Annotated in this window: 21 protein-coding genes; 15 read left to right on the top strand and 6 right to left on the bottom strand. The window is 35.1% G+C overall.

Annotation, left to right across the window (positions count from 1 at the left end; genetic code table 11):
• Positions 1–289: 289 nt before the first annotated feature.
• Complete coding sequence (locus N2Z72_02045; protein MCX7696457.1) at positions 290–1,141, bottom strand: hypothetical protein; 852 nt, start codon at positions 1,139–1,141, stop codon at positions 290–292.
• The gene (locus tag N2Z72_02040; GenBank protein ID MCX7696456.1) at positions 1,138–5,547 is read right to left on the bottom strand and encodes a translocation/assembly module TamB; all 4,410 of its coding nucleotides are present in this window, start codon (positions 5,545–5,547) and stop codon (positions 1,138–1,140) included. The genes N2Z72_02045 and N2Z72_02040 overlap by 4 nt, the downstream gene beginning before the upstream one ends.
• A 15-nt stretch (positions 5,548–5,562) precedes the next feature.
• On the opposite strand from N2Z72_02040, the gene tsaD reads away from it, so the two are divergent.
• The 6 genes from tsaD (at position 5,563) to N2Z72_02010 (ending at position 11,070) form a co-directional block, all read left to right on the top strand.
• Positions 5,563–6,582, top strand: coding sequence for a tRNA (adenosine(37)-N6)-threonylcarbamoyltransferase complex transferase subunit TsaD (gene tsaD, locus N2Z72_02035; protein MCX7696455.1), 1,020 nt, complete (start codon positions 5,563–5,565; stop codon positions 6,580–6,582).
• A gap of 121 nt (positions 6,583–6,703) precedes the next feature.
• The gene (locus N2Z72_02030) at positions 6,704–8,164 is read left to right on the top strand and encodes a GWxTD domain-containing protein (GenBank protein MCX7696454.1); all 1,461 of its coding nucleotides are present in this window, start codon (positions 6,704–6,706) and stop codon (positions 8,162–8,164) included.
• A gap of 72 nt (positions 8,165–8,236) precedes the next feature.
• Entirely contained in the window at positions 8,237–8,989 is a 753-nt protein-coding gene (locus tag N2Z72_02025) for an ABC transporter permease (protein MCX7696453.1), read from the top strand.
• Positions 8,986–9,744, top strand: coding sequence for an ATP-binding cassette domain-containing protein (locus N2Z72_02020; protein MCX7696452.1), 759 nt, complete (start codon positions 8,986–8,988; stop codon positions 9,742–9,744). The genes N2Z72_02025 and N2Z72_02020 overlap by 4 nt, the downstream gene beginning before the upstream one ends.
• Positions 9,731–10,279 (top strand): CvpA family protein, encoded by a 549-nt coding sequence (locus tag N2Z72_02015; GenBank protein ID MCX7696451.1) that lies wholly within the window; start codon positions 9,731–9,733, stop codon positions 10,277–10,279. The genes N2Z72_02020 and N2Z72_02015 overlap by 14 nt, the downstream gene beginning before the upstream one ends.
• A gap of 164 nt (positions 10,280–10,443) precedes the next feature.
• Entirely contained in the window at positions 10,444–11,070 is a 627-nt protein-coding gene (locus tag N2Z72_02010) for a hypothetical protein (GenBank protein ID MCX7696450.1), read from the top strand.
• On the opposite strand, the gene N2Z72_02005 is transcribed toward N2Z72_02010, so the two are convergent.
• From N2Z72_02005 to N2Z72_01995, 3 genes are all read right to left on the bottom strand, one after another.
• Positions 11,071–11,598: a DUF4468 domain-containing protein gene (locus N2Z72_02005; GenBank protein ID MCX7696449.1), complete on the bottom strand. Its 528-nt coding sequence runs from the start codon at positions 11,596–11,598 to the stop codon at positions 11,071–11,073.
• Between the two features lie 33 nt (positions 11,599–11,631).
• On the bottom strand, positions 11,632–12,852 hold the full coding sequence (locus tag N2Z72_02000; GenBank protein MCX7696448.1) for an FprA family A-type flavoprotein: 1,221 nt from the start codon (positions 12,850–12,852) through the stop codon (positions 11,632–11,634).
• A gap of 66 nt (positions 12,853–12,918) precedes the next feature.
• On the bottom strand, positions 12,919–14,931 hold the full coding sequence (locus N2Z72_01995) for a BatA and WFA domain-containing protein (protein MCX7696447.1): 2,013 nt from the start codon (positions 14,929–14,931) through the stop codon (positions 12,919–12,921).
• 143 nt (positions 14,932–15,074) lie between these two features.
• On the opposite strand from N2Z72_01995, the gene N2Z72_01990 reads away from it, so the two are divergent.
• The 9 genes from N2Z72_01990 (at position 15,075) to N2Z72_01950 (ending at position 24,912) form a co-directional block, all read left to right on the top strand.
• Positions 15,075–16,853, top strand: a complete 1,779-nt coding sequence (locus N2Z72_01990) for a TIM44-like domain-containing protein (GenBank protein MCX7696446.1) — start codon at positions 15,075–15,077, stop codon at positions 16,851–16,853.
• Positions 16,854–16,914: 61 nt separating this feature from the next.
• Positions 16,915–18,492, top strand: coding sequence for a hypothetical protein (locus tag N2Z72_01985; GenBank protein ID MCX7696445.1), 1,578 nt, complete (start codon positions 16,915–16,917; stop codon positions 18,490–18,492).
• A gap of 10 nt (positions 18,493–18,502) precedes the next feature.
• Entirely contained in the window at positions 18,503–19,213 is a 711-nt protein-coding gene (locus tag N2Z72_01980) for a 3-oxoacid CoA-transferase subunit A (GenBank protein MCX7696444.1), read from the top strand.
• A complete protein-coding gene (locus N2Z72_01975; GenBank protein MCX7696443.1) occupies positions 19,210–19,851 on the top strand; it encodes a 3-oxoacid CoA-transferase subunit B in 642 nt (213 codons plus the stop codon). Before N2Z72_01980 ends, N2Z72_01975 begins: the two co-directional genes overlap by 4 nt.
• Before the next feature lie 3 nt (positions 19,852–19,854).
• On the top strand, positions 19,855–21,174 hold the full coding sequence (locus tag N2Z72_01970; GenBank protein ID MCX7696442.1) for an aspartate aminotransferase family protein: 1,320 nt from the start codon (positions 19,855–19,857) through the stop codon (positions 21,172–21,174).
• On the top strand, positions 21,171–22,373 hold the full coding sequence (pcaF, locus tag N2Z72_01965; protein ID MCX7696441.1) for a 3-oxoadipyl-CoA thiolase: 1,203 nt from the start codon (positions 21,171–21,173) through the stop codon (positions 22,371–22,373). Before N2Z72_01970 ends, pcaF begins: the two co-directional genes overlap by 4 nt.
• A gap of 24 nt (positions 22,374–22,397) precedes the next feature.
• Complete coding sequence (locus N2Z72_01960; protein MCX7696440.1) at positions 22,398–22,721, top strand: integration host factor subunit beta; 324 nt, start codon at positions 22,398–22,400, stop codon at positions 22,719–22,721.
• Between the two features lie 143 nt (positions 22,722–22,864).
• Positions 22,865–24,409: an Rne/Rng family ribonuclease gene (locus N2Z72_01955; protein MCX7696439.1), complete on the top strand. Its 1,545-nt coding sequence runs from the start codon at positions 22,865–22,867 to the stop codon at positions 24,407–24,409.
• Positions 24,409–24,912 (top strand): RecX family transcriptional regulator, encoded by a 504-nt coding sequence (locus N2Z72_01950; GenBank protein MCX7696438.1) that lies wholly within the window; start codon positions 24,409–24,411, stop codon positions 24,910–24,912. Before N2Z72_01955 ends, N2Z72_01950 begins: the two co-directional genes overlap by 1 nt.
• Here N2Z72_01950 and N2Z72_01945 read toward each other — a convergent pair.
• Positions 24,881–25,777, bottom strand: a complete 897-nt coding sequence (locus N2Z72_01945) for a M28 family peptidase (protein MCX7696437.1) — start codon at positions 25,775–25,777, stop codon at positions 24,881–24,883. The genes N2Z72_01950 and N2Z72_01945 overlap by 32 nt on opposite strands.
• Between the last annotated feature and the right edge of the window lie 6 nt (positions 25,778–25,783).

Raw genomic sequence — 25,783 nt, 5'->3', positions numbered from 1 at the left:
TTCCTATCAATTCCTGCCTTATGCTGTTTTTTAAAGGAGGTAATATAAAGTGATTATCACCTCAATCATCTATACCATCTAAATTTACATCAAGATCAAATGACATGTGAGAAATAACTCATAGACTGTCCAGCAATTATTCAAAAACGTGAAAAAAACTAAAAGCAATTAATTCAATTCTTATTTTTTCCTACATATAAAAAGCTTTAATGAAATTTCTATATGATGGTACACACAAATATCATAGATAAAATGTCGATTTCACAGAGATTATAAACTGTTTGTTTATTTATACTTTTCTCTGTTTATAGTATTTGTAACGATATTTATTTTTGACGGGTTTCATTTTTCCTGAAAAATTCCTATATTCGATGGTTTGTTTTTTGAGAATTCTTCCATCTTTTGAATATGAAAAAAATTCTTTATAAACTACATAGTTGTTTTGGCGGTGGATTTCTACAACGGGTCGATGCAAGCGCTTTTGATACTTCCATGAAATTGCCAATACTTCTCCAACACCAGGGATGAAGGTTGTTTGTTCTATTTTTCTACCCATTTTATCATAGCTATATTTTACCACGTGTAAAGTATCATTTCCTGATAAACAAAATTCATGTAAGATATTTCCGTTTGTGTCACGCAAATAATGGTAACTTTTTTGATAGCTCGATAGACTATCCATATAAATGATAAAATCCATTTGAGTTACATGCTGAGATGAATCATAAGTAAATATTTTTTCCCATTGAATTTGTTTGGGGCCATAATGTACACGCCTCTCTAGAAGATTTCCCTGATAAATAAAAACATCCTTTCCTTCATACCTGTTGTTTCCATACCATTTGATTCGCACCACTCGATTGTTTTCATCGTATAAATAAACATATTGCAAAACATCACTTGGACCGGTAGTAATTTTTTCGGACGCCAATAAACTGTCTTTGTATTCCCATTCGCGAACAACAACATCTTTTCCATTTGGGGTAAATATTTGTTGAATTTGTTTAACCAATTGTCCTCTTGAATTGAAGTAATATTGCTCAATTAAAGTATCATTACGATATTGTTCGATGCAATAAAAATATTGTGAAAAAGCATTGATTAAATGAATGATATTAAAAATAATGGTTAATTTTTTCATTTTTTTGTTTTTTTCTTTCTAAACCAGATATCACGGAAACGTTCGAAATCTTTCCTATAAAAAAAGGCAATGCCTTGGGTATATGGACTATTGGTAGAAATATCATACGTGTTCGATTTATTAAAAGCTTTAATACGAAAGTTTCCGTCTTTGGTCACTTTATATTCAACCACCACGTCTCCAGTAAGTGCAGATGCTTGATTTGCAGATATCATTTGAGTTTGTCCCCATCCATATTGTACGTTAGTTTCTAGAGATAATCTGTCGTTAAAAAGCTGAGTTCCTAAGGCTATATCGACTTGTGATGCACTTTGTTGATCTCCTTGATGATAACTTACGTCAATGTTGAAATCCTTGCTAATTTGGGATAGCCAGTGACTAAATTGAGACGAAAGCATTTCAAAAGAAGTAGAGCTAGCCCCCATTGCCAAACTCGTATTTGTAACTCCTATGCTCTTGGGGATGAACGTATTCAACGTAAGCAAAGCAAAAAACTGACGCGTGAGTTCGTCGTCGGTGTTGATGACAGATCTGAGAAGGTTTCTTGTATTCTCATCCGATTCGGGAAGAACAATATCAAAAGTAATATCAGGGTTAAGCAACTTGCCCTTTAAATACATCATGCAATGGACAGGTATTTTTTTCTTATATTGCTCGGACTCATCAGCAACTGAAAGGATTTGGTAAAGCGAAGTCTTCAGTGAATAACGAGCTGTAATATCCATCTGCCCTTCATAGGGGTCACCACTCCACGTAATGGTTCCTCCAGGTTCAATATAAAACTTCTTGTTAACTAAATTCTGCAAAGTAAAAAGATAGTCTCCTCTTGCTATCTGTAGATTTCCAAACATGTTCATGTCCCCTTTATCATTGACAAAAATGCGAATACGACCTTCGGCCGCACCCTTGATAATATCACCTACCCGGGGATCGAATAAAATCTGCATTTCTACATCGGGTGTAACTATCAAATCTAAATTAACATCGATTCCAGTGCTACTCATTGTTACCAACTCTGTTGTATCGATCGAGGATGTTCTAAAAACTATGAAATCATTGGTATAAACAGTAGCTGGATTGTTCAATGGCAAAAACAATTGGCTCTCCTTCTCGGCTTTCCCTACAACATCAATCGAAATTCTATCAAATGGTCCTTTAATCTTTACTACTCCTGTAAAAGCCCCTTTACCATAAAAATATTCATTATCCGAAGCCGTCGTATTTAATACCAAAAAATTACGAGGTTCGAGAAAAATATCAACCACAAAATCTTTAAAATGATTATGACGGATAACTATATTGCCATTAGCACCATTCCCCAATGCATCAAATATAACCATATTTTTTCCTTCGATCAAAGAATCATTAATTTGAAAAGTATGAGAAAATGAGTAAAAAGTGTTAAGGTAATCAATTTTAAAATGAGCCCTGCGTAACGTTAGACTTCCATTGAGGGTTGGATTCTTTATGTCACCGGATATATGTATATTACCTTCTGCATACCCCATAATCTTACTCATCACCCCTTGCAAAAATGGTTCAACAAAGGCTATGTTTAATCGGCTTATCTCAGCTTTTACGTCAATTTCTCCATTTCTTGGACCAAGAAAATAATATCCATCTAGATGTATTGGATTAATAGTTCCGCTACTTCCAGTGTAGGAAAGTACGACATTACCTTTAATAGCATTTTTCTCATAATCATAAAAACTTTTAACACTGAGGTTACCTAAGTGTTTTTTGTTTATTTTGAGCTCATTAATATTAACATCAGCCAAATATGAAGGTTGACTGCCTAAGAGATTAAATAATAAAACGTAACCATTTACTGATCCATCAAGAAGAAAAGGAAAAGATGGAATGAAAGAATTGATTTGCTTGACATCCACTTGAGAAAATGTCAACTGTAATGCATCGGTTATGGAGGAGGAAATGATCCCTTCAAGCTCTAATGATTGATTGGGTGTATATATTTTCATGTTTTTTACTCTTAATCCAGTAGAATCATAAACAAAAAGAGACCCGTTTTTTATGTAATATGTTGAATCAATGTATGAAATGTACGAATTTGTAAATAAAACAATGTACTCTTCGGGATTGGAAAATAACTCACCATTTAAATCTCCTTCAAATTTATCTCCTGTGTTTTGCCAGTGAAAAGAAAATTTACCTTGATTTCCTGTTTGAACCATCGAAAGATGAGTGTTTTGCATTTTTAAATCTTGGTAGCTGATTAATGAAGCCATAAGGGTTAAAAAAACTTTATTGTCGAACCCTTCAAGTGTTAAATCAGGGTCAGACGCTTCCAAACCAAAAAATTTTCCCGAAGAACCTGCAAGTTTAAAGTAAAATTTTTTCTCTTTTTCATTTATACTTCCTTTCAGATCTAACTCGGGAGCATGAATGTCCAGGTTAAAAAATGAAAACAAACTATCCACATGCTTAAAACTAGCATCAACGTTAAGAACAAACGATCCACTATCTTTCTCACTGTGAGCTAATGAGACTGGTTGAATAATAGCTGGAAAATATGAAGAAAAGAAATTTTGAAGCATTGGTATAGCTTCTGTAAGACTTTTTGTTCCAGCTGCACGAATGTGAGCAAAATCACTATTTACTTCAAATTGCCATTTGTTACTATCAATCCTATCTAATGAAATGTTCAATGCCTCAAAACAAATAAGACGCTTCCCTTCCCGATAAAACAAATTTTTTCCGTTAAACACTCCCTCCATGCTATCAGGAATAAACCCCCGCAAGCTTAAGGAAAAAATACCATTACATGTCGTTAATATGTTTTGTTCACGATTGAGTTTAAAAGCATTTAAGAGAAAATAATTCACAACCCCATTTGCATCGATGGATTTTTGCTTCAAATTTACTGTGCCGTCCAACGAAGCTTTAAGAAACGTATCAGTTATATTTATTTTGCCATCAATATATTCGGGAGTAAAAGCTACGTCAAAAGCAACACCGGAAAAATTATTTTGAAAAAGGTTAATATTCTCAATTTTTCCTTTTCCAACAACTCTAAACGAGTGAAGTAGATCAGTAAAATCAATGTCAAAATTTCCTGTAAGGTAATTAACAGGTGCGCCGGATATTAAAGAAGATAATGTAAAATTCTGAACTTGACATTGAGCAAAACCATTCAGCTTATCATTCAACATATTGGCATTAAAGTGTGCTTCAAGAGTCCCCAGAGATCCAGCTAAGAGCAACTTCCCATGCAAATTCTCAATTCCTCCATTTGCAGTTAACTGAAACTCAATTTTCTGTTTGGAGGTATCGGGGGAATGTAAATTAAGAATATCGCTTAATTTAGGTAAAGAAGCTAAAAATGCTAGCGATAATATTCCTTTTGCTTTGAATCTTTCTAAATGAATCTTTTCTATTTGAGTGATGTTCTTTACTATTCCTTTTAAAGTAAGTTCATTATGTATATCCGATTTAATTCGTAAGTCTTGCAAAACGATATCATTAATAGTTCCTTTTAATTGACCATTAATGTTAACTGATATGGGAAAAACTTTCAATTCGGAAATAAAATATCTCAAATCATTGAGGTGAATATAACTTTTTAGGATATCAGCACAAAGTTGAACACTATCCACAAAATCATTAAAGTTTTGCCAATCTTGAAAATGAAAAGAAAGACGCCCGATGAAATGGCTACTATCTGTAAGAAAACCAACGAAAGGTAAGGATATCAAAGTATCGCTAATCTTAAATTTCGAAGCAAAATGATGGAGGTGAAACCCACTTTCATTCTCAGAAAAAGAAAGTTTTTCAATAAAGCCACCAACCGTATTGTCTCGAAAGCAAAAATCATTGACTTTGAGTTGAATGTTTTGAACATCAAGATGATCGAAATCAATCCCGGGGCGATGCACATCTTTCTTCTGAGTTAAATCAGCTAATACAAAACGGCCATTTAAAACTTCCAATTCATTTATTTTGAGATCAAATGAAGAACTACTTTCCTGCGAAGAAGTAGTATCGGAAAGTCGCGACAACAGGATATTCAGATTAGTTTCTTTTTCGCCAGGATACGTAATCATAAAAAGCTGAGGGGATAAGAGTTTGATATAATCCACCGTAATTGTTGATACATCTAGCGAAAATGATTTCAAACTTATAGATAACCCATCAACTTGAAGCAAAGAATTATTGTGATGATCAAGAATTGTTGTTTTTTCCAATAATAAATTCGATGGAAACGCCAACCACACGTGACCAATATCAACCTGTGTTTTTAATGATGATTCAAGATAACTTTCAACTTCATTCTTTATTTTGTTCTGAAAAAAATCGATTTTAAGCATAAAGACGAAAAAAGCAGGAAAAAATCCAACAACTAACCAACTCCAAAACAAGATTTTGAGAATATTTCTAATTTTGCTCATCATCTTAACAAAAATATGTACATTTTAGGAATTGAAACATCATGTGATGAAACTTCAGCAGCTGTTTTACATAATAACGAATTACTTAGTCTTATTATTTCGAACCAAACTGTACATCAGCAATACGGTGGTGTAGTTCCAGAGTTAGCTTCTCGTGCACATCAACAAAATATTGTTCCCGTAGTTGAAATGGCCCTTAGGAAAGCTGGTATCTCAAAGCAACAATTAAATGCTATTGCATTCACATTAGGCCCCGGTCTACCAGGATCATTAATGGTCGGTGTTAGTTTTGCTAAATCATTAGCTTGGGCTCTTCAAATTCCAATCATTACGGTTGATCATCTACACGCACATATTTTGGTTCATTTTATTACCGAAAGTGGTAAAACGAAAGATCTTCCATCTTTTCCTCTTCTTGCATTAGTTGTATCAGGAGGTCATACACTTTTTGTCCGCATGGAAGACCATTTAACACTCAAAACTATCGGAAAAACTATCGACGACGCAGCAGGTGAGGTTTTCGACAAAGCTGCCAAGATGCTTAACCTTCCTTATCCTGGTGGTCCAGTGATTGACAAGCATGCATCTCAGGGAAACCCTTTTGCTTTCACTTTTGCAAAACCTAAAGTTAACAATTTTGATTTTAGTTTTTCAGGACTCAAAACCTCCATCCTCTACTTCTTACGCGATAAATTAAAAGAAGACCCAACATTCATTGACGATAATCTTGCAGATCTTTGTGCTTCGATACAACATACGATCGTTGAAATTTTGCTGGATAAAATTCACCTTGCTCTTCAGCAAACGAAACTTAAAACATTTCTTTTAGCTGGAGGTGTGGCAGCTAATTCTTATCTAAGAAAAAGACTCACAAATTACTGTGCTGAAAATAATATTAGATTGTATTTACCTGAACCAATTTTTACTACCGACAATGGTGCGATGATCGCCATAGCAGGTTATTACAAATACCTAAAAAATGATTTTGCACCTCTAGATGTTACACCCTATGCTAGTGGAAAATTGATTTTTTAGGTGAACTTCTATCTTACGACTTCTTCATGTAAATGTTTTTCCTATTTCAATATTTTCCATTATTTCAAATAACTAACATTTTAAATTTATTAAATTTGTTAATGATTTTTGAAGAATAAACATGAAGAAACAATTTTTGCTTTTTATTTATTTTTTATTCAGTGTGTTAAGCATTGCAGCTCAAAAGAAGCCTATTGTTAATGTTTCATATGCTTTGTTTTATTATCTATACAGACCAGTTATAGAATTTTATTTTGCTTTCGAGAGCAAATCCCTTTACTTCAAGCGTGATAGTTCAGGTTATTGGACTGGTGGCTTAGATGTCGTTATTCTCTTTCAACAGAAGGATACTGTGAAGTTTGCTGATAGAATAAACATTACCATGCCTCTTCTGTCAGATACTAATAACAATCAAGTTTTTTTGTACGTAAGTCAAATGGAAATCCTACCAGGCAATTACAACCTAGAAATAGGTATTAAAGATATCAATAGTAAGCAAATACCTGCCTATTTTAACGAAGATATTTACATTCCTGAATATCAACTAGATAAAATTATGGTATCAGGCATTGAACTGGCTTGGAATATTTCGCGTGGTGAAGATGCAAATAGTCCATTTTTCAAAAAAAATTATATCATTGTTCCTTATCCATCCAATGTTTTTCACGAAAACATGAATACCTTCTATTTTTATGCAGAAGTCTATAATTCGCAAATATTACCATCAGGTGAAGAATATCTTACACGTTATTACTTCGAGGAATTACCTATCAACATCGTTAAAAGTAATTTTGTTTTCACTAAAAAATTCACCCCTTCCTTTATTCAATCCTTAACCGATACGATAGATATAACTGATTTGCCAACGGGCTATTACTTATTTGTCATAGAAGTGAGAAACAAAAAGCAGGAATTGTTGGCAAAAAACAGCATATTCATCGAGCGTATTAATAACAAAATTGCGTCTGACACACAATATACCTTAACGTCTGTTCCTACCAAACATTTTGTGCAATCCATTAAAAGCAAAGATAGTCTCAAATATTTTATTGAATCATTGTATCCTATAGCTTCATTAAATGAAAGAATTTTCATCAATAAATTAAAGAAGATAAGTCTATCAGAGATGCAAAATTTCTTTTACAGTTTCTGGGTAAGGAGGGATCCGATTAAACCAGAAGAAGCATGGCTACGGTATAAAGCTCAAGTTGATTATGTTGAAAAGATGTATAGTACTCAAATTAAACATGGTTTTGAGACAGATCGTGGAAGAGTTTATTTACAATATGGGCCACCAAACTCGATAACTTCTGTTTCACATGAACCTTCGACCTATCCTTATGAAATATGGCATTATTATAAAATCAATAATCAAAGCAATCGCAAATTTGTTTTTTACAATCCTGATCTAGTTACCAATGATTATCAGCTTTTATATAGCGATGTAATTGGTGAATTACGTGATTATAACTGGCGTGCAAAATTGGTCAAAAGAAATTTTGCCTCAAGCAATATCGATGAACAAGATCCTGACTTTGGGTGGGGAAGTAAAATCAATGACTATTTTAAAAATCCGCATTAAAGGAAGTAATAACAAACGGGGAAGTTCATAAATAGTAATTTTTGCTTTATATTTGCAAAGATTCACTTAAAAATGAAATTCTTTACAAACTTATTTTCTATCATAGGTGAATATGTTTTGTTGATGAAAAAAGTATTTGCTGTACCTGATAATTTTAGTGAATTCAGAAAGCGTGTTTTGCTAGAATTTAAGTTGCTTGGCATTGATTCTTTAGGAATTATTGGCCTTATTAGTATATTTATGGGTGCGGTTGTCGCGATGCAAACAGCTTACTCCATTGAAAGTCCACTTATCCCCAAATACACTGTCGGTTACATCACAAGATCCACACTGGTACTTGAATTTTCAACTACCATCATGAGTCTCATACTTGCTGGTAAAGTAGGAAGTCGAATTGCAAGTGAAATAGGTACGATGAAAGTAACAGAGCAAATCGATGCATTGGAAGTAATGGGAATTAATTCTGCTAACTTTTTGATTTTACCTAAAATCGTAGCTTTTGTTTTGTATTTTCCTATACTGGTCATTTTTTCAATTTTTTTAGGTATTCTTGGCGGTTATCTCATTTGTCTTTTTGCTCACGTAACTTCCGTTGAAACTTATATGTATGGGGTCCGTTCTTTCTTTTCTCCTTTTGAGATCAGATATGCTTTGACTAAAGCTATTGTATTTGCTTATATCATTACATCTGTTAGTGGTTTTTTTGGTTACCGTGTCCACGGAGGTGCTCTTGAAGTAGGCACTGCCAGCACCAAAGCCATGGTACAAAGTAGTTTGCTTATTATTATCTTTAATCTTATTCTGACTCAAATCTTTATGACATGATCGAAGTTGAAGGCCTTTACAAAAGCTTTGAGGACAAAAATGTCCTTGAAAATGTGAATGCTACCTTCCAAAAAGGAATAGTTAATCTTATTATTGGTCAAAGTGGATCGGGTAAGACTGTTCTTATGAAACTTCTCTTGGGACTTTATATTCCTGACAAAGGCAAAATCTATTTCGATAATCGAGATTTTACTTCAATGAATGAAAAACAGCAAAAACTGATACGGCAAGAAATAGGTACAGTATTTCAAGGAGGAGCTCTTTTCGACTTCATGACCGTCGAAGAAAATGTTATGTTTCCTCTGAATATGTTTACCAACATGACTTATAGTGAAAAGAAAAGACGAGTTAATTTTTGCCTTGAACGAGTAAATCTCATTGACGTCAATCACCTATATCCAGCTGAACTCAGTGGTGGGATGAAAAAAAGAGTTGCCATAGCCCGAGCCATCGTCCTAAATCCTAAATATCTTTTCTGTGACGAACCCAACAGTGGACTGGATCCTGTTACTGCCAATGTGATCGATAAATTGTTATACGAGATTACTCATGAATTTGAAATTACAACCATAATCAATACTCATGATATGAACTCAGTGCTGGAAATTGGTGAAAATATTTTATTCATCTACAAAGGCAAGTCATGGTGGACCGGAACTGCAAAAGAAATTTTGCATACGAACAATCCAGAATTGAATTCGTTTATTTATGCAACCAAATTAACACAAACCTTAAAGAAAAATGAACCTGTTTGATATTATTGTTATCATTTTTGTTGGATGGAATATGGTACGAGGGTTTATGAAAGGCTTCGTACAAGAAATTTTCCAAATTGTAGGATATGGGCTGGGTATTTTCATAGCTTTTAAATTTTCTGACTGGCTTGCCCAATGGCTTAGAAATGAGTTTTCTATCGACGCAGCCTATACTTTTTTAATCGCTTTTGCTTTACTCTTTATAGGAACTGTTATATTGTGTTTTATGATTTCCAAAATGGTGGAATCTATATTTCATATCATGCAAATCAGTACAATCAACAAGCTGCTAGGACTTGCTTTCTCCACGCTTAAAGCTCTCATACTTATGTCATTTATTGCCGTTGCTATTTCTAAACTCGATAAAGCTAATATCATCATGAAGGAAGAACAAAGAGAAAGAAGCTTAACATTTTACCCACTTGTTCATTTGGGAGAAACTATTATCCCTATTTTGGATGAAAAATGGTCAGAATTATCGCGAAATCATGAAGATCTTGAATCATCAGCCAATATGAATGAAAAAATTCCATGAAATTTTGTTTTTTTTCAATTTTTTCTACTCTTATTTTCTTATTCATTTTTCCTCAAGTAAACGAATTTCAAAAAAAACACGAAATCCGCTTGCTACATCGGCCTCTTGACCTTAATCTTGACAGTGAAAACAACATTTATATAATTATGCAAAACGGGCAATTTATGAAATTAAGTTTTGATCAAAAGCTAACTTTTGCTTCATCTGATCTACCTCTAGCTATGGATTGGAAAATCTCAACCAATAATCCATTTAAAATAACTCTTTTCAGTAGTTCTCGACAAGAAATGATTGTCTTTGACAAACAACTTGCACTCATTGCTCAGTACAAGTTTCAGTTTCCGTTCCCATTGGACGTTGTTAAGTTATCTTCCCAAAATACTTTCCTGGCATGGTATTCTCAAGCAAGAGAATTTATTGAATTTCATTACCCTGATTATATTATTCGCAAAATAAGAATACCCGTTGAGGTATTAAAAAACAACCTTCTCAGAGACATCTTCGAATTAAATGGATCATTCTTGTTGGTCCAAATGGAACAAATACTTCAAGTTGATTTCACTGGAAATTTAAATACCTTTTTCATTACTCCCTCTGATCGGGTTTATGTTCAAGACAATACAATCATCATTACAACACCCTATCGCATCAATCACTTTGATAAAGCAAACGAAAAACTTACTTACGTAGTTGTGTTGCCGAATGGCAAAGAATGGATTTCCAATGGCAAGGTAGCTGCCAGTTACGATAATCAAATCTTAACGGTTTATACTATTCCTACCAAGGACTGATCACCATTCGTCCTTAACCTTCTTTTTAGGTTGCATTCCTTTTTTCAAGCTTTGAATTACTTCGCGGATATGTTCGTCAACTTGAGGTATATATGTTTCCCAGAGTGGCGAATAGGATGGATCTGCTTTATTAAGCCAGCGTTCCAATGGAAACTTGGATGTTGCCTTCATTTCGAAATCCGTGAAAGTATAACGATATTTTCCATCCTTGAGTTCAATTTTAAAAGTATACTCTACAACAGTATTGGAATTAATTTTAGATCCATCTTTTTGAGTATCGACCATACGAATACGATGATCGCCTATGATCAGTCCATTTTGAGGATCCCGAACTTTGGTAACTCCTTGAGGATTTTTAAAATAAGAATGAATCCATGCGATAGCTCGATTGTAAAGAGAATCCTTACTGCCTTCAACCTGGACTACTTCTTTGTAAGTAATTTTCTGGGTTATACTGTCAATCGGTAATTGGGCATATAACCCACATAACACACCTAATAATATAAAACCATATGGTTTCATTTCCATTTTTTTGCAATGATAACAAAAATTAAACCAAAATTATGCTGTTTCAATATTGAGTTGCAAAACTGCTTGGGCAATTTGTTTTCCGTATTCCTTAGCATCAGCAAAATCATCAGAGTTAGGTGAAAACTTAAAGAAAAGCCCATCACCGATGAATTTCCATTTCAAAGATTCAAGAATTGTTTTGACGATGGTTTTGTTCTCGCCGCTCCAACCATAAGAACCAAAAGCCCCAGCAATTTTACCTCTATCTCTAATGGGATTGACAGCAGCAAAAAGTTTATAAGTTGGCAATAGAATGTTTTGGTTGATCACAGGTGTTCCTACCACCAATCCTTTAGACAATATTAAATGCTGCTCAAGATCGCCAAGTGGTGCTTTCTCGATGTCCATTACAATGGGTTTGCAACCACCTTCCTCAACTCCCTGGGCAATGGCTTCAGCTATTTTGGCCGTGTTCTTGTACGCACTCACGTAGGAAATAAATACAAAATTTGGTTGTGGCTTGCTTAAATATTCTTCAGAGAGAGACTTCGTGCGATCCACGTAATATTTCCACTTATTCAAAAGCAATGGACCATGACCTGTTAAAACTGCCCTGATAGGAAGATTTTCAATTTTTTCTAGTGCTTTTAACATAAACTTGCTGTAAGGTTTGAGAATAACATCAAAATAATAGTCAAAAGCTTTATCAAAATCGCCAACCTTGGTGTCTATCATTTCTTCATGACAATAATGACAACCAAAACTATCACAGGTAAAAAGTAGTTGATCATTTTCGAGATAGGTGTACATAGAATCAGGCCAATGCAAGTTGGGAGCAGAGATAAACCTAAGCTGTGTATCACCCAAATCCAGTATATCGCCATCTTTAACAATGATATGTTTAAACTCACGATTCACCTGATCTTTTAAATAACGAATAGCATTACCTGAACCAACTACGGTAATGTCTGGAGCTTCTTCAAGAAGAAACTTTAAACTACCACTGTGATCTGGCTCAGTATGATTCAATACAACGTATTTGATGTCTTGCAAATGGGTTAGCTGTTCTAATTTTTTCCTATAAATAGGCCAAAAAGTTTCTTTTACGGTTTCTATAAGCGTTTTCTGTTTGCTCTGAATGAGATAGCTGTTGTAGGTTGTACCAAATTCAGTTTCCATGACGATATCGAAAGTTACAATATCGTAATCGAGAACTCCTACCCATTGAACTTTATCACTCACGGGAATAATCTTATCATCAATCGGTCTCATAAATTCATTTTTTGCTAAAGTACAACGTTTTAAGAAATGATTATATTGAATTGTTAAAAATCATTATTACTTCCACAACCTTAACATGAAAATCTCAAGCAACAAGAAAAAAAGAGAGGCAAGCAAAGACCACTTCCACCATGATATAGAGGGTGCAATAATTTCATTCATTCTTTCGACAGATATTTTTTCACCTTCACGGATCAAGCGCACATGAGATAAATTTCTAAAAAGGCTATCCAATTCGTGGAGAGAATAAGTTTCAGGATTACTTTCTCGTCGTGAATAATTAAGGCCGAAAGCAGAAACCATGGAATTTCCATACCAAACTTCAGCAAATCCAGGATTTTGTACGGATCTATTAAGAAAAATTTGAAGAGGATTACCTCTTGAAAAAGATAAATAATAGATTTGCTCATTCATCTTGAGGTAAGGTGGCTGTTCTTGCTGAACATACGGAACGTTAAGCGGAATTCCATTTTGATCTTCAAGTGAATATGCAATGGTAGGAATAGCTTCAGTTTTAAAGGCCATTTGAATAAAAAGAGGAACCACCAATGCATTGGATGGGAGACTACTATATCCTTCACTGAGAGGAACAGAGAGAACAAACACATGACCCTTTCCCATCGGAAAATCGATCAAAAAAGAGTGTTGGTTAGCCATCGATATTATAGGAATACCAGAATTCACAGGAAAGACATAATGTTTTTTTACGTGGATAATGCTTTGTTTGTCTGGGGGAGCTATAAAAACTCCCCTAAAAAGAAAATGTTGATATTGTAAATCAGTGACTTTTGTGACATTGGTATCTAAATACGTCCACATCGGAATCCGAAGATGATTAAAAAGCTGCTCGTAAGTTTTTTTTAATTCTTTTTTTTGAGGAGGTATAATGGCCACCACTCCACCATTAACTAAAAAATCACGAATTTTGTTAAGAAAATTTTCTGATATAAAGTCAATTTCCTCCAGGATGATCAATTTGGTAGTTCTCATCCATTCATAATCCAGTTGGGAAGGCAAATATGAGCGAAACTGAAAAATTTTTTCATCGGCGAAAATAGCGGGAATGACTTGCGTTCTTCCTTTTCCAGCAATATGCATAATAGAGATTGGAGGTCTACTACGAAAACCAAAATAAGAGCGATTGTCAAAAGGAACCATGGGATCATCTATTTCAACATAACCATTGTAAACTTCACGATGAGTTGAGTTTATATCAAACTTAATGTCTGCTTGCCCACGGGCAGGAATTTGCATCATCGAAGTTGAAACCAGTGTTTGGTTCAAAAAAACAGAAACAGGTAACTGTTCGATGTTTTCCTCCGAGAAATTTTTTATCCTTGCCATAAGAACAAATTTACCTCCTTCGTTGGAGGCTGTAAGATTTTCAAGCCATGTAGTATCAACACAAATGTTTTTTCTTTGAAAACCCCAAAATGGTATTAAAAAAATTTTTCCTTGAAAATTTTTTAGTGCATCTAGCTTTCCTTGAGAGCGTTGAAAATCGGTTAACAGAAAAAAATATATATGTTCTTGCTCGTGTTGAGCCAAATAGTCCTGTACTTTTTTTACTAACAGTTCGTACGAAAATGAAAAAGGCGCTACCTGTATACTTTTGATTTTATTTTTTGCTTCGTCGGGTAATAACCAGAGAGGGTAGGTCTCATCGTTGGTAAGAATGAGCCACAATGTCTGGGGTGGTAACTGATCGATCATTCGTAGTGCAAACTGTTTTGCTCGTTCAAAAAGGGACATTTTTTGATCAAAGGTCTGCATGGAAAAACTATTATCGATATATAAAATAGCTCTTGAAAATTGAAACATGGATTTTTCATCCGTACGAACTGGCTGTGCAAAAGCTAGACTAAGAAAAACAATGAACAAAATTCTAGAAAGTAAGACTAGCCATTGTTTGATTTTCTGTTGACGACGTTTCTTTTTCAATAAATCAATAAGAAAATAATTATCCGAAAAATATTGTTTACGAAATCGACGAAGCTCAAGAAAATGAATAACAATAGGAATAATTATCCCCATGATCCCCCAAAGAAAAGCTGGTTGTAAAAAAGCCATGAAAAGAATTTATGCAAAGTTAATGGTTTTAAAATGCAGAAATTGAAACAATACAAAATAATGAATTAATGTACGTACTAAAACTAAATTTTTATCACATGTATTTTTTTTCATCTGAATTAAATAAATATTTTTGTAAAAAAGTGAAAAAAGGCCATCTAAATTTTAGAGCAGTATTTTTTTTAATTCTTTCCTTAGGAACTATTCTCTTTCTTCTAGCTAGAGCCGGTGGTGGAGGTGGAGAGAGCAATGGTGGTGGAGGCTATAGTGGTAGTGGAGATAATCTTATTGGTGACCTTATTTTTTTTATTCTAGTGTACGTCCCATTTCCATGGAATCTGATAATTATTGGTGGCTTAATAGGTGCAATATATTTCTACAACAAAAAAACTAAACAAAAAACCATCCTAAATAAAATTCCTGCAACGACAGATGATTTTATCGATAAGTTTCAAGAAGTAAAAAACATTGATCCTGATTTTGATCTCATTTCTTTTTCTGAGAAAGTGAAACATGCTTTTATTAAAATACAAGAGGCTTGGAGTAAGCAATCTATACGATCAATACGTAAATTCATTAGCGATGGTTTATTTCAGCGATTCAATGCCCAATTTATTATGATGAAACAAATAGAACAAAAAAATATAATAACAGACATAAAAATTCAAAATATTAAAATCATTGATATAAAAATTGATGGAAATTACCTTGTAATGGATGTAGCCATCGCTGCTTCTATGACTGATCAATTTAGATCAAAAAAAATTCCCTCTCTTAAGGAAGTTTACACTGAGCCATTTGTAGAAATATGGACTTTTATAAGAAAAACTGGATTTAGGAAAGATGCCAATCTTTATCAAGGGCAACATTGCCCTCAGTGTGGAGCAATCTTGGAAGAACTTGAAAGTGAAGTATGTCAATGTCCCTATTGTAATACTATTCTTAACACAGGAGAGTTTGATTGGATTTTATCTGAAATTACTCAAATAGACGATTATCCCATTGCAAAAAAATTGTCAACTAAATTGAATACTTTCAAAACAGAACTTTCATCGTTATATTCGAGAGATCCTTATTTTTCTATTCAGTGGATGGAAGACAAAGCTAGCAACGCATTTATGCAAATTCTTATAGCTCATGCTCTCGATGATTCTATTCGAATTCGCAGGTTTTCAAGTGATGATTTTTTCGAAAGCTACATCCCCCAAGAAAAAACCATATATTCCAGGCTTTATTTGAATTTTGTTACGCTTACAAACATGTGGCAACAAAATAATATGGACTATCTATCTTTCCATATCAAAGTTTCATACCGGAGACTTCGTATTCTTAACGACTCAATCGATTGGATAGATTATGCTCTTACATCTGAGTCATACATACTCATTCTTAAAAGAGACGTCAACGCAGCTTTACCCAAGGGTTCAATCTACGTGCATCAATGCCCTTGCTGCGGTGGGACACTGGAAGATACTACTTTACTTACTTGCTCTTATTGCGGAGAACTCATTAACAGCGCTAAACATGAATGGATCGTTCACATCATGATGAAATCAGAAGAATATCAACAATACATACAAGACAAATATTTACTGAAAACTAAAAAAGATACACTAAACGAATTGTACAATATTCGTGATTATGTATTTAACAACATTTGTGTAATCCTTGCATCTGATGGTCAAATTGACGAAGCTGAAATGAATTACATCAATGAACTTGCTAAAAAATTAGGTTATTCTACCAAAAAAATAAACGGCTTTTTAAAAGCTGCACAGAAGGGTCGACTTAAATTGATGTACCCATCTCAAAAACAGAAGGAAAAAGTGTTAAAACAAATGAAAAAAGCAGCTGAAGCCAACCAAAATATTACTGAAGAAGAAAAAACTGTTTTGATAAGTTTCGAAAAAAATGCTGCTTAATTTTGCTTAACTTTTGGTTAAACAGACTAAATGATTTGCTTATTTTTGCAAAAAAAATCATATGAGCCAATTTAAGTCAATTACCCATGAGGATCTTGCATCCCTGATGGATCAATATTTTTTCACAGATGAAATGAAAGAAATCGCAGAGAGCGAAGATCTTTTACCACTTGGCGTTTTAAATAGGCTTCAAAGGGCTTATTCCCAATATTCTTTAATGCAAAAAAAGCCTCGAGTTTTGTTTAATGAAAAAAAACGATGGGTAGGTCTGGAAGGATTTCGCGAAATTGTCCAGAAATTATCTGACCATGGTATTGTTATCGATCGCATTCCTGAACGGGAAGTATTCATTCACGTATATCGATTCATGGTAACTCGCCATGTCTTAAATTTGATCGATTGGGATAACTACCAAAATGATCCTTTGTTCTATTTGACTTTTCCTCAACCAGATATGGTTAGAGAAGATGCTAGAAAACGCATTCTTGAAGCCACTTCGGACAATGAAAGAGACAAACTTATCAAAGAATATATCAAGGAAACAAATCCCCACGATGGAAAACAATTGCTTAATAAGCCTATATTTATCAACGAAAATGATGAAGTAGAAATTTTACACGGCGTACAACACAAATATCCCCCCATTGCTTTAATTCTTGACGAACAAACGCAAAGCTGTTTTGCTTTTTGTACATATTGTTTTCGTCATGCTCAAGTACGTGGTGATGAAGACATGTTTGTTCAGAAAAGTGTTGAACAAATAATCAATTATCTCAAAAAACATAAGGAGGTATCAGACATTCTGATCACGGGGGGTGATGGTGGTTACATACAACCTGAACGTTTTCGTCAATACATCGAGCCCATTATTAACGATCCTGAGTTATCGCATATCCGAACTGTACGTATAGGTTCTCGTGTTCTATCTTACTACCCTGAAATGATTCTTTCTCATTCCTACGATGATATGCTAAATCTTTTTAAGCTACTTTATGATAATGGTATCCAACCTTTCATGACCGCACATTTTTCAACACCCCGCGAACTGATGAATATTACTACCATTGCTGCCATACGCAGATTAAAAAAATATGGGGTAACACTTAAATCTCAAAGCCCTATCATGTTAAATATTAGCATGTGGACTAAGGAAAACGGCGAAATTGATGTTGACAGATCTGCCCAAAATTGGATTGATCTTGGTAATATGATGGCCATGTTGGGCGTAGGTTTTCACGCTATGTATGTGCCAAGACCTACTGGTGAAGTCCAATATTTCACACGTCCTCTTGTGGACATTATTAAAATTTTCAACAAAATTTATAAAGAACTTTCATCTATTAATCGTCCAAGTCGTTATATCACAATGACTGTATCTGCTGGTAAAATCAGCTTACTGGGTATTACAGAAATTGACGGTCAAAAAGTCATTGCTTTGAAAGTGAACGAGGGTCGTAATATGGATTGGATGGACACGGTCTTTTTTGCTGAATATGACGATAAAGTAACCAACATTATGCATCTGAAACCTTTCAGATCTGATAAATTTTTCTTTATTGACGAACTTCACGAAATTGAAGAAAAATTAGATTCGAATATTCGCGAAGCCATGAGAACTCACAAAGAGGCTATACACTAAATTATGATGTATGATCAACAAAATTTATCCAGATATACATCATGCTGTTGCAGATATCTTTGATGGGGCAATCATCATGATCAGTGGGTTTGGTGAGGCGGGTAGCCCAATCGAACTCATACACGCTCTTATTGATCAGGGTGCTAAAGATCTTACCATTATAAGCAATAATGCAGGAAGTGGTCATGTAGGTTTGGCTGCCTTGTTGGAACAAAGACGCGTGAAAAAAATTATTTGCTCTTACCCTAAAACTTCTCACTCTGAAGTATTTCCTGAACTCTATAGGAAAAAAGAAATAGAACTTGAACTTGTTCCTCAAGGAACTTTAGCTGAACGAATACGAGCTGGCGGCGCAGGTATTCCTGCCTTTTACACGCCTACCAGTGTCGGTACTCCTCTTGAGCTTGGCAAAGAAAAGAGAATTTTCGACAATAAAGAATACGTACTTGAATTTGCATTAAAAGCAGATTTTGCTTTAATTAAAGCTAAATGTGCTGATCGCTATGGAAATTTAACCTACAACAAAACTGCTCGCAATTTTGGCCCTATTATGTGTATGGCTGCACGAACAACCATTGTTCAAGTTGAGAAAATAGTAGAACCCGGAGAAATTGATCCCGAATGTGTCGTAACACCCGGCATATTTGTTCAACGAGTTGTTCATGTGCCAAACCCACAACATGAACATTATTTAATAGCTCAAAATGTTAGATATCCATGAATACCATTGGATGGTCAAATGAAGAAATAGCACGTAATGTAGCAGAAGATTTACCAGATGGGGCTTACGTCAATCTTGGAATTGGATTACCTGAACTTGTGGCCAATTATATACCAGAAGGAAGGGAAATTATTATCCATACAGAGAATGGATTGTTAGGAGTTGGTCCATCCCCCTCTCCTAATGAAGAAGACTATGAGTTGATCAATGCAGGAAAAAAACCTGTAACTGCTATCAAAGGTGCATCTTTTTTTCATCATGCTGATAGCTTTGCTATGATACGAGGGGGACACCTAGACTATACCATACTGGGAGCTTATCAGGTAAACGAAAAAGGTGATCTGGCCAATTGGTCGACTGGGAACGCTGATGATATTCCTGCTGTCGGTGGAGCAATGGATTTAGTACAAGGAGTAAAAAATGTGTTTGTCATGATGAGACACACCACTAAAGACGGGAAACCTAAAATCGTTAAAGAATGCACTTATCCTCTTACAGGTAAAGGTGTAGTAACCAGAATTTATACTGAACTTGCTATATTAGAAGTGACAAAAGCTGGACTTAAAGTTATTAGACTTGCCCCCCATGTTAACCTTGAGTATTTAATGCAACATACAGATGCTCATATAATTATATAACGTATGTCAAAAAGTAAGTTTTTATACGAAAGGGCTCTTCATGTTTTACCTGGTGGCATTAGCAGAAATTTAATTTTAAGAGATCCACATCCTGTTTATGTAGCAAAAGCATCAGGTTTTACTGTAACTGATGTTGATGGAAAAAATTACATTGACTTCTCTAACAATGTGGCATCCCTTATTCATGGTCACGCATACCCACCTATTGTAGAAGCAGTAACTGAACAATTAAAAAAAGGAACTGCCTACATGTTGGGTACAGAAATTGAGATTGAGTTTGCTGAACTTCTAACCAGCCGGGTGCCTCAATTTGAGCAAGTACGTTTTGTCAACTCAGGGACAGAAGCTGTCATGGCTATGGTTAAAGCTGCACGAGCTTTTACCAACAGACCTATGATCGCTAAAGCTGAGGGAGCTTATCACGGCAGTTATGATACAGCAGAAGTTAGTCAAGACCCTAATCCAGACAATTGGGGAAGCTATAACAATCCTAAATCCGTCCCTCATGTCGTCGGAACACCCGATGGGGTGCTTAACAATGTAGTAGTTTTTCCTTTCAACGATGCTCAAACTACTATTCAAATTTTGAATAACTACAAAGACAAATTAGCAGCCATTTTAATCGATCCAGTTCCACACCGTATTTCTATGGTTCCTGCCCAACGCGATTTTATATATGCTATTTACGATTGGTGTAAAGCACATAATGTTTTACTTTGTTTTGACGAAGTAGTTACTTTTCGATGCGATTTTCAAGGAGCTCAGGAAAATTATCCAGTTAAACCAGACCTGACAAGCTTAGGTAAGATTATCGGGGGTGGATTTCCTATAGGGGCATTGGCCGGTTCCAAGAAAATTATGGATATCCTCAATCCTCGTAGTACCAATTATAGATATGCTTTGTCAGGTACTTTTTCAGCTAATCCAATTTCTATGACAGCTGGAAAAATAGCAATGGAACATTACACCCAAGAAAAAGTTAACTACTTAAAAGCACTCACCGAACGTGCAAAAACTCAAATTTTAGATGCAGCAAAATCAGTAGGAATTCCCATAAGCCTAACAGGAATGGGGACATTCTTTCGTCTATTTTTTACACATCCCGCTCCTCAACATTACCGAGAGACTTATTTGTACGAACAAGCCAATAAACAAGCCATTAAAGCAGCCCTCGATTATCTATATGAAAATGGTATCATTGCCATTAATTCCCTTACATTCATGCCAAGCACTGTGATGACGGAAAAAGAAATTGATCGACTTTCAGAAGTTATCTTGGGTATGTTCAAACATGTTAAACCACTCATTAAAGAATGGAGATGAAGGAAGCATTTCTTTGCATAGGCCTTAGAACCCCCATTGGAAAATACGGGGGATCTTTAAGTACCATTCGTGCAGATGATTTAGCTGCTTATGTCATCAAGAAACTTGTTGAAAAACTACCTCAAATTCCACCTTCTGATTTTGACGAAGTGGTTTTAGGTTGTTCGAATCAAGCCGGAGAAGACAACAGAAACGTTGCTAGGATGGCTTTATTGTTAGCTGGTCTCCCCCACACCGTACCTGGTGTCACTGTTAATAGGCTCTGTGGTTCTGGTATGGAAGCTATCGATTATGCAGTCCGTAAGATCAAAATGGGAAGTGCCCATCTGATTATAGCTGGAGGTGTTGAAAATATGAGTCGCGCCCCATTTGTTTTTTCTAAAACTGAAGTTCCATTTTCTCGTGAAGTAAAGGTATATGATACCACTCTTGGTTGGCGCTTTCCGAATCCCATCATGGAAAAGCTATATGGCATCGAAAGCATGGCTGAAACAGCTGAGAACCTTGCCCGTGAAATGAACATATCTCGTGAGGACCAAGATAAGTTTGCTTTATGGAGTCAAGAAAAAGCCTGGTCTGCATGGGAAGCTGGCTATTTTAACGAAGAAGTAATTCCTTTCCCTCTCCCTCAACCAAAAGGTGACCCTATTTTATTTAATCGAGACGAACATATGCGGCAAACTTCGCTCGAGAAACTTGCTGCTCTTAAACCTGTTACTTTTCCTCATGGTACGATAACTGCAGGCAATGCTAGTGGTATTAACGATGGAGCAGCCGTAGTATTGGTAGCCTCCGAAGAAGCCATTAAGAAATATAACTTAACGCCTGTAGCTCGTTATATCGACTCAGCCGTTGCTGGTGTGCCACCTCGCATCATGGGCATAGGACCTGTACTTGCTACTGAAAAATTATTTTCCCGGCTTCGTATTGAATGGAAAGACATCGATCTTATCGAAATAAACGAAGCTTTTGCTGCTCAAGCCCTTGCATGCATAAGAAGTTGGAAACTAGACGATCAAGACCCACGCATCAATCCCCAAGGTGGAGCTATAGCTTTAGGACATCCCCTTGGTATGTCGGGAACTAGACTTGTGCTAACTGCTATGCTTCAACTTCAAAGAAAAAAACTCACATACGCTCTCTGTACCATGTGTATCGGAGTAGGCCAAGGAATTTCTTGCCTTATCGAAAAGCTTTAAAAGAATGCTTTTTTTCTGTTAAAAATTTCATATTTTTGCAAACATTTTTTTAATACAAAGACCATGAAAAAAGCTGATCTCATAGCAACTATATCCGAAGAAACCGGGATTGAAAAAAATATTGTCCGTAAAGTTATTGAAACTTACACTGAACTTATCAAAATAAATCTATCCAAAGGTGAACCCGTCCATTATAGAGGGTTTGGAAGTTTCATTCTAAAATACCGCCGCCCTAAAAAAGGAAGAATTATTTCCAGAAAAGAAACTATCCTCATACCCGGTCATTATATTCCTGCTTTTAAACCTGCCAATGAATTTTTAAATAAAATCAAGGAAAGCATTAAGTAAATCATATTTGTCTAACCTAAAATCAAGAATCTATGCCCTGTGGTAGGAAAAGGAAAAGAAAAAAAATGAACACTCACAAAAGAAAAAAAAGATTACGCAAAAACAGACATAAGAAAAAGAATCGTTAGCAGCCAAATTAGTCAATGAACAAAGAAATTATTATTTATGCCAAACCTCAAGAGGTTGAGATAGCTATTTTAGAAGATAAAGAACTTGTTGAACTTCACCATGAAATCGATGAGAAAGAATTCAGTTTAGGTGATTTTTACATTGGCAAAGTCAAAAGAATTAATGCTAGTTTAAATGGAGCATTCGTAGATATCGGCCACGAAAAGGATGCTTTTCTGCACTATACTGATCTTGGACCTCAAATTTTGTCATTACAAAAATTTCTCCAAGATGTTAAAAGTGGTAAACACGTAAGTCTAGAAACATTCCAACTCCTCCCAGATACAGATAAACACGGTAAGATTTCAGACGTTTTACAGGTTAATCAGGAAATTTTGGTTCAAATCACCAAAGAACCATATTTAAGTAAGGGTCCTACCATCACTACAGAACTAAGCCTCCCGGGAAGATATATCGTTTTGATCCCATTCTCAAATCGCATTTCCGTAAGTCAAAAAATCCAATCGAAGGTCGAAAAAAACAGATTAATAAAAATAGCTTCAAGCATCCAACCATCTAATTTTGGAATCATCGTACGAACAGCTGCAGAAGGCAAGTTGCTGGATGAAATCAAAACTGATTTAGATGAAACCTTAGCTAAATGGAAGAATTTAGTAAATAAATTTAAAACACTTTCACCACCTGCCAAAGTTATGAGCGAAATAAGTCCTTCCTTAGCCATCATCCGCGACATTGCTAATGCTTCCTTTAGTGGAATCTATGTCGACAATGCTAATTATTACAAAAAAATTACCGATTATCTATCTCATGTTTCTGCCGAATTGGTTCCTATTGTAAAATTATATACGGGGAAAAAACCAATTTTCGAACATTTTGGAGTTGATAAGCAAATCAAAACACTTTTTGGCCAAAAAGTACATATCAAATCCGGTGCATACTTAATTATCGAAAAAACAGAAGCTTTACACGTCATAGATGTTAATAGTGGCTTTAAAAACGATCAGAAAAAAAACCTCGAAGATATTGCCATTGAAACCAATCTGGATGCAGCCAAAGAAATAGCTAGACAAATCAAATTGCGTGACATGGGTGGTATCATCATCATTGACTTTATCGACATGAAAGATAAGAACAACCAAAAACTTTTATATCAAACTCTCAAAAAAGAAATGCAAAAAGATAGGGCCATTCACACCATTTTGCCACCTACGAAGTTCGGACTTGTTCAAATCACCCGACAACGACTAAGACCAGAAAAAAATATAGCAGTATCAGAAAAATGTCCTGCATGTCAAGGAACAGGTTACATCAGTAATCAAGTAGCTATCCTCCGCATGCTTGAGGATCGCATACAATACCTCCGTTACGAGCAAAATGAAAAAAAATTGACCATTAAAGCTTCCCCAATTCTTCATGCTTATTTAACCAAAGGATTTCCATCCCTTCGACTCAAATGGATGTTGAAATATCGTATTTTTTTGTCTATCAAATGCTCTAAACAATACGATTTATTAGAATATCATTTTTTTGACCGAAAAGGTAATAAAATCTACTTTTGATGAAAACTTGGACATATTCATCTGCTCTTGAACGAATGAAAAAATTTTGTTCGTTACACGAGCAATGCACTTACACAGTTCGACTTAAACTATTTCAATTACAGATTCCACCTCAGTGGCACGAACAGATCATACAAGAACTAATAAAGTTACAATATCTTGACGACGAAAGATATGCTCAACGTTATTTCGAACATAGATTATCCCGTCATGTTGCACCTAAACGTATAGCTCTAGAACTTCGATCCCTTCACCTGAAAGAGGAAATCATCAAACACTTGCTAGAAAAAAACCAAAACGTCGACGAAGATGAACACCTTAAAGAATTTTTACAAAAACAATTAGCTCAATATCACTACCTACCAAACGAGAAATTAACAACTCGTCTCTTCAGGTCAGCTACTCGAAAAGGTTATGATGTGGAAAAAATTATGGAAATGATAAGTCGTCTTACTAGCAAAGAAAATCAATCTAATGAGCCTCAAATTCATGGAGACGGGTAAGTAATGTAATGACAAAATCGTAAACCAATTGAATTCCAGGAAAATTGATTTTTTCAGGTGTGTCGGTCGTACGATGATAATCATCATGCCAACCTGTGGTAATATGTAAGACAGGAATGGCTATATTTTCAAAAACGTATGCATCTGTCAAAAACATTTCATTGTTTGAAAAACGGATCCGCACTTCTCGAGGCTTAAGCTTATCAATTAAAGAATCCTTCCACACAGTTCGATTTTTTACAATAATTTCATCTTTTAACCTACCCACCATGTCGAAATTGATGACAAGGTTTGGATATTTTTTTCTTTTCTCTAAGTCTGCTAGCAATTCTTTGGAACCAAACAATCCATCCTCATGACCCGAAATAAAAACTACAAGAAAAGCATATGAAGTCTGCTTCATTTCGAGATATGAAGTAAGCCAACCCGCTAGAGCAAGAAGCAGTGCTACCCCGCTAGCATTATCGTCAGCTCCTGGATGAATTTCATGTTTAAAAAAAGATCGTGATTTGATTTCACCATATCCAATGTGATCGTAATGAGCCATGAGAACAACAAACTTTCCTGCAGACGTGTCCCCTAACCATGCTTGGACATTCGCTGTTTTAACAAGCTGAGAATCTCTATGATAAGTAAAAAAACATTCTCTCAAATGAACTTTTTTAAGCTTTTTTAACTCTTTCTTAATAAACTCTCGTGTCAAGCTATCTCCCTTTGTTCCAGCAAGTCGACCTAAAAAAGAATGACTTGCAAGCGTATCAATCACCTTCTGTATGTAAAGAGTTACATCTTCTTTCGAACATAATTGCTCCTGTGATTTTACTATGAAAAAACACAGGAGCAAGCCACAGACAATTCCTTTCAAATCAAG

The organism is Bacteroidales bacterium (assembly GCA_026418905.1).
GTDB lineage: Bacteria > Bacteroidota > Bacteroidia > Bacteroidales > DTU049 > JAOAAK01.
This window is presented reverse-complemented; position numbering and strand designations above follow the sequence as displayed.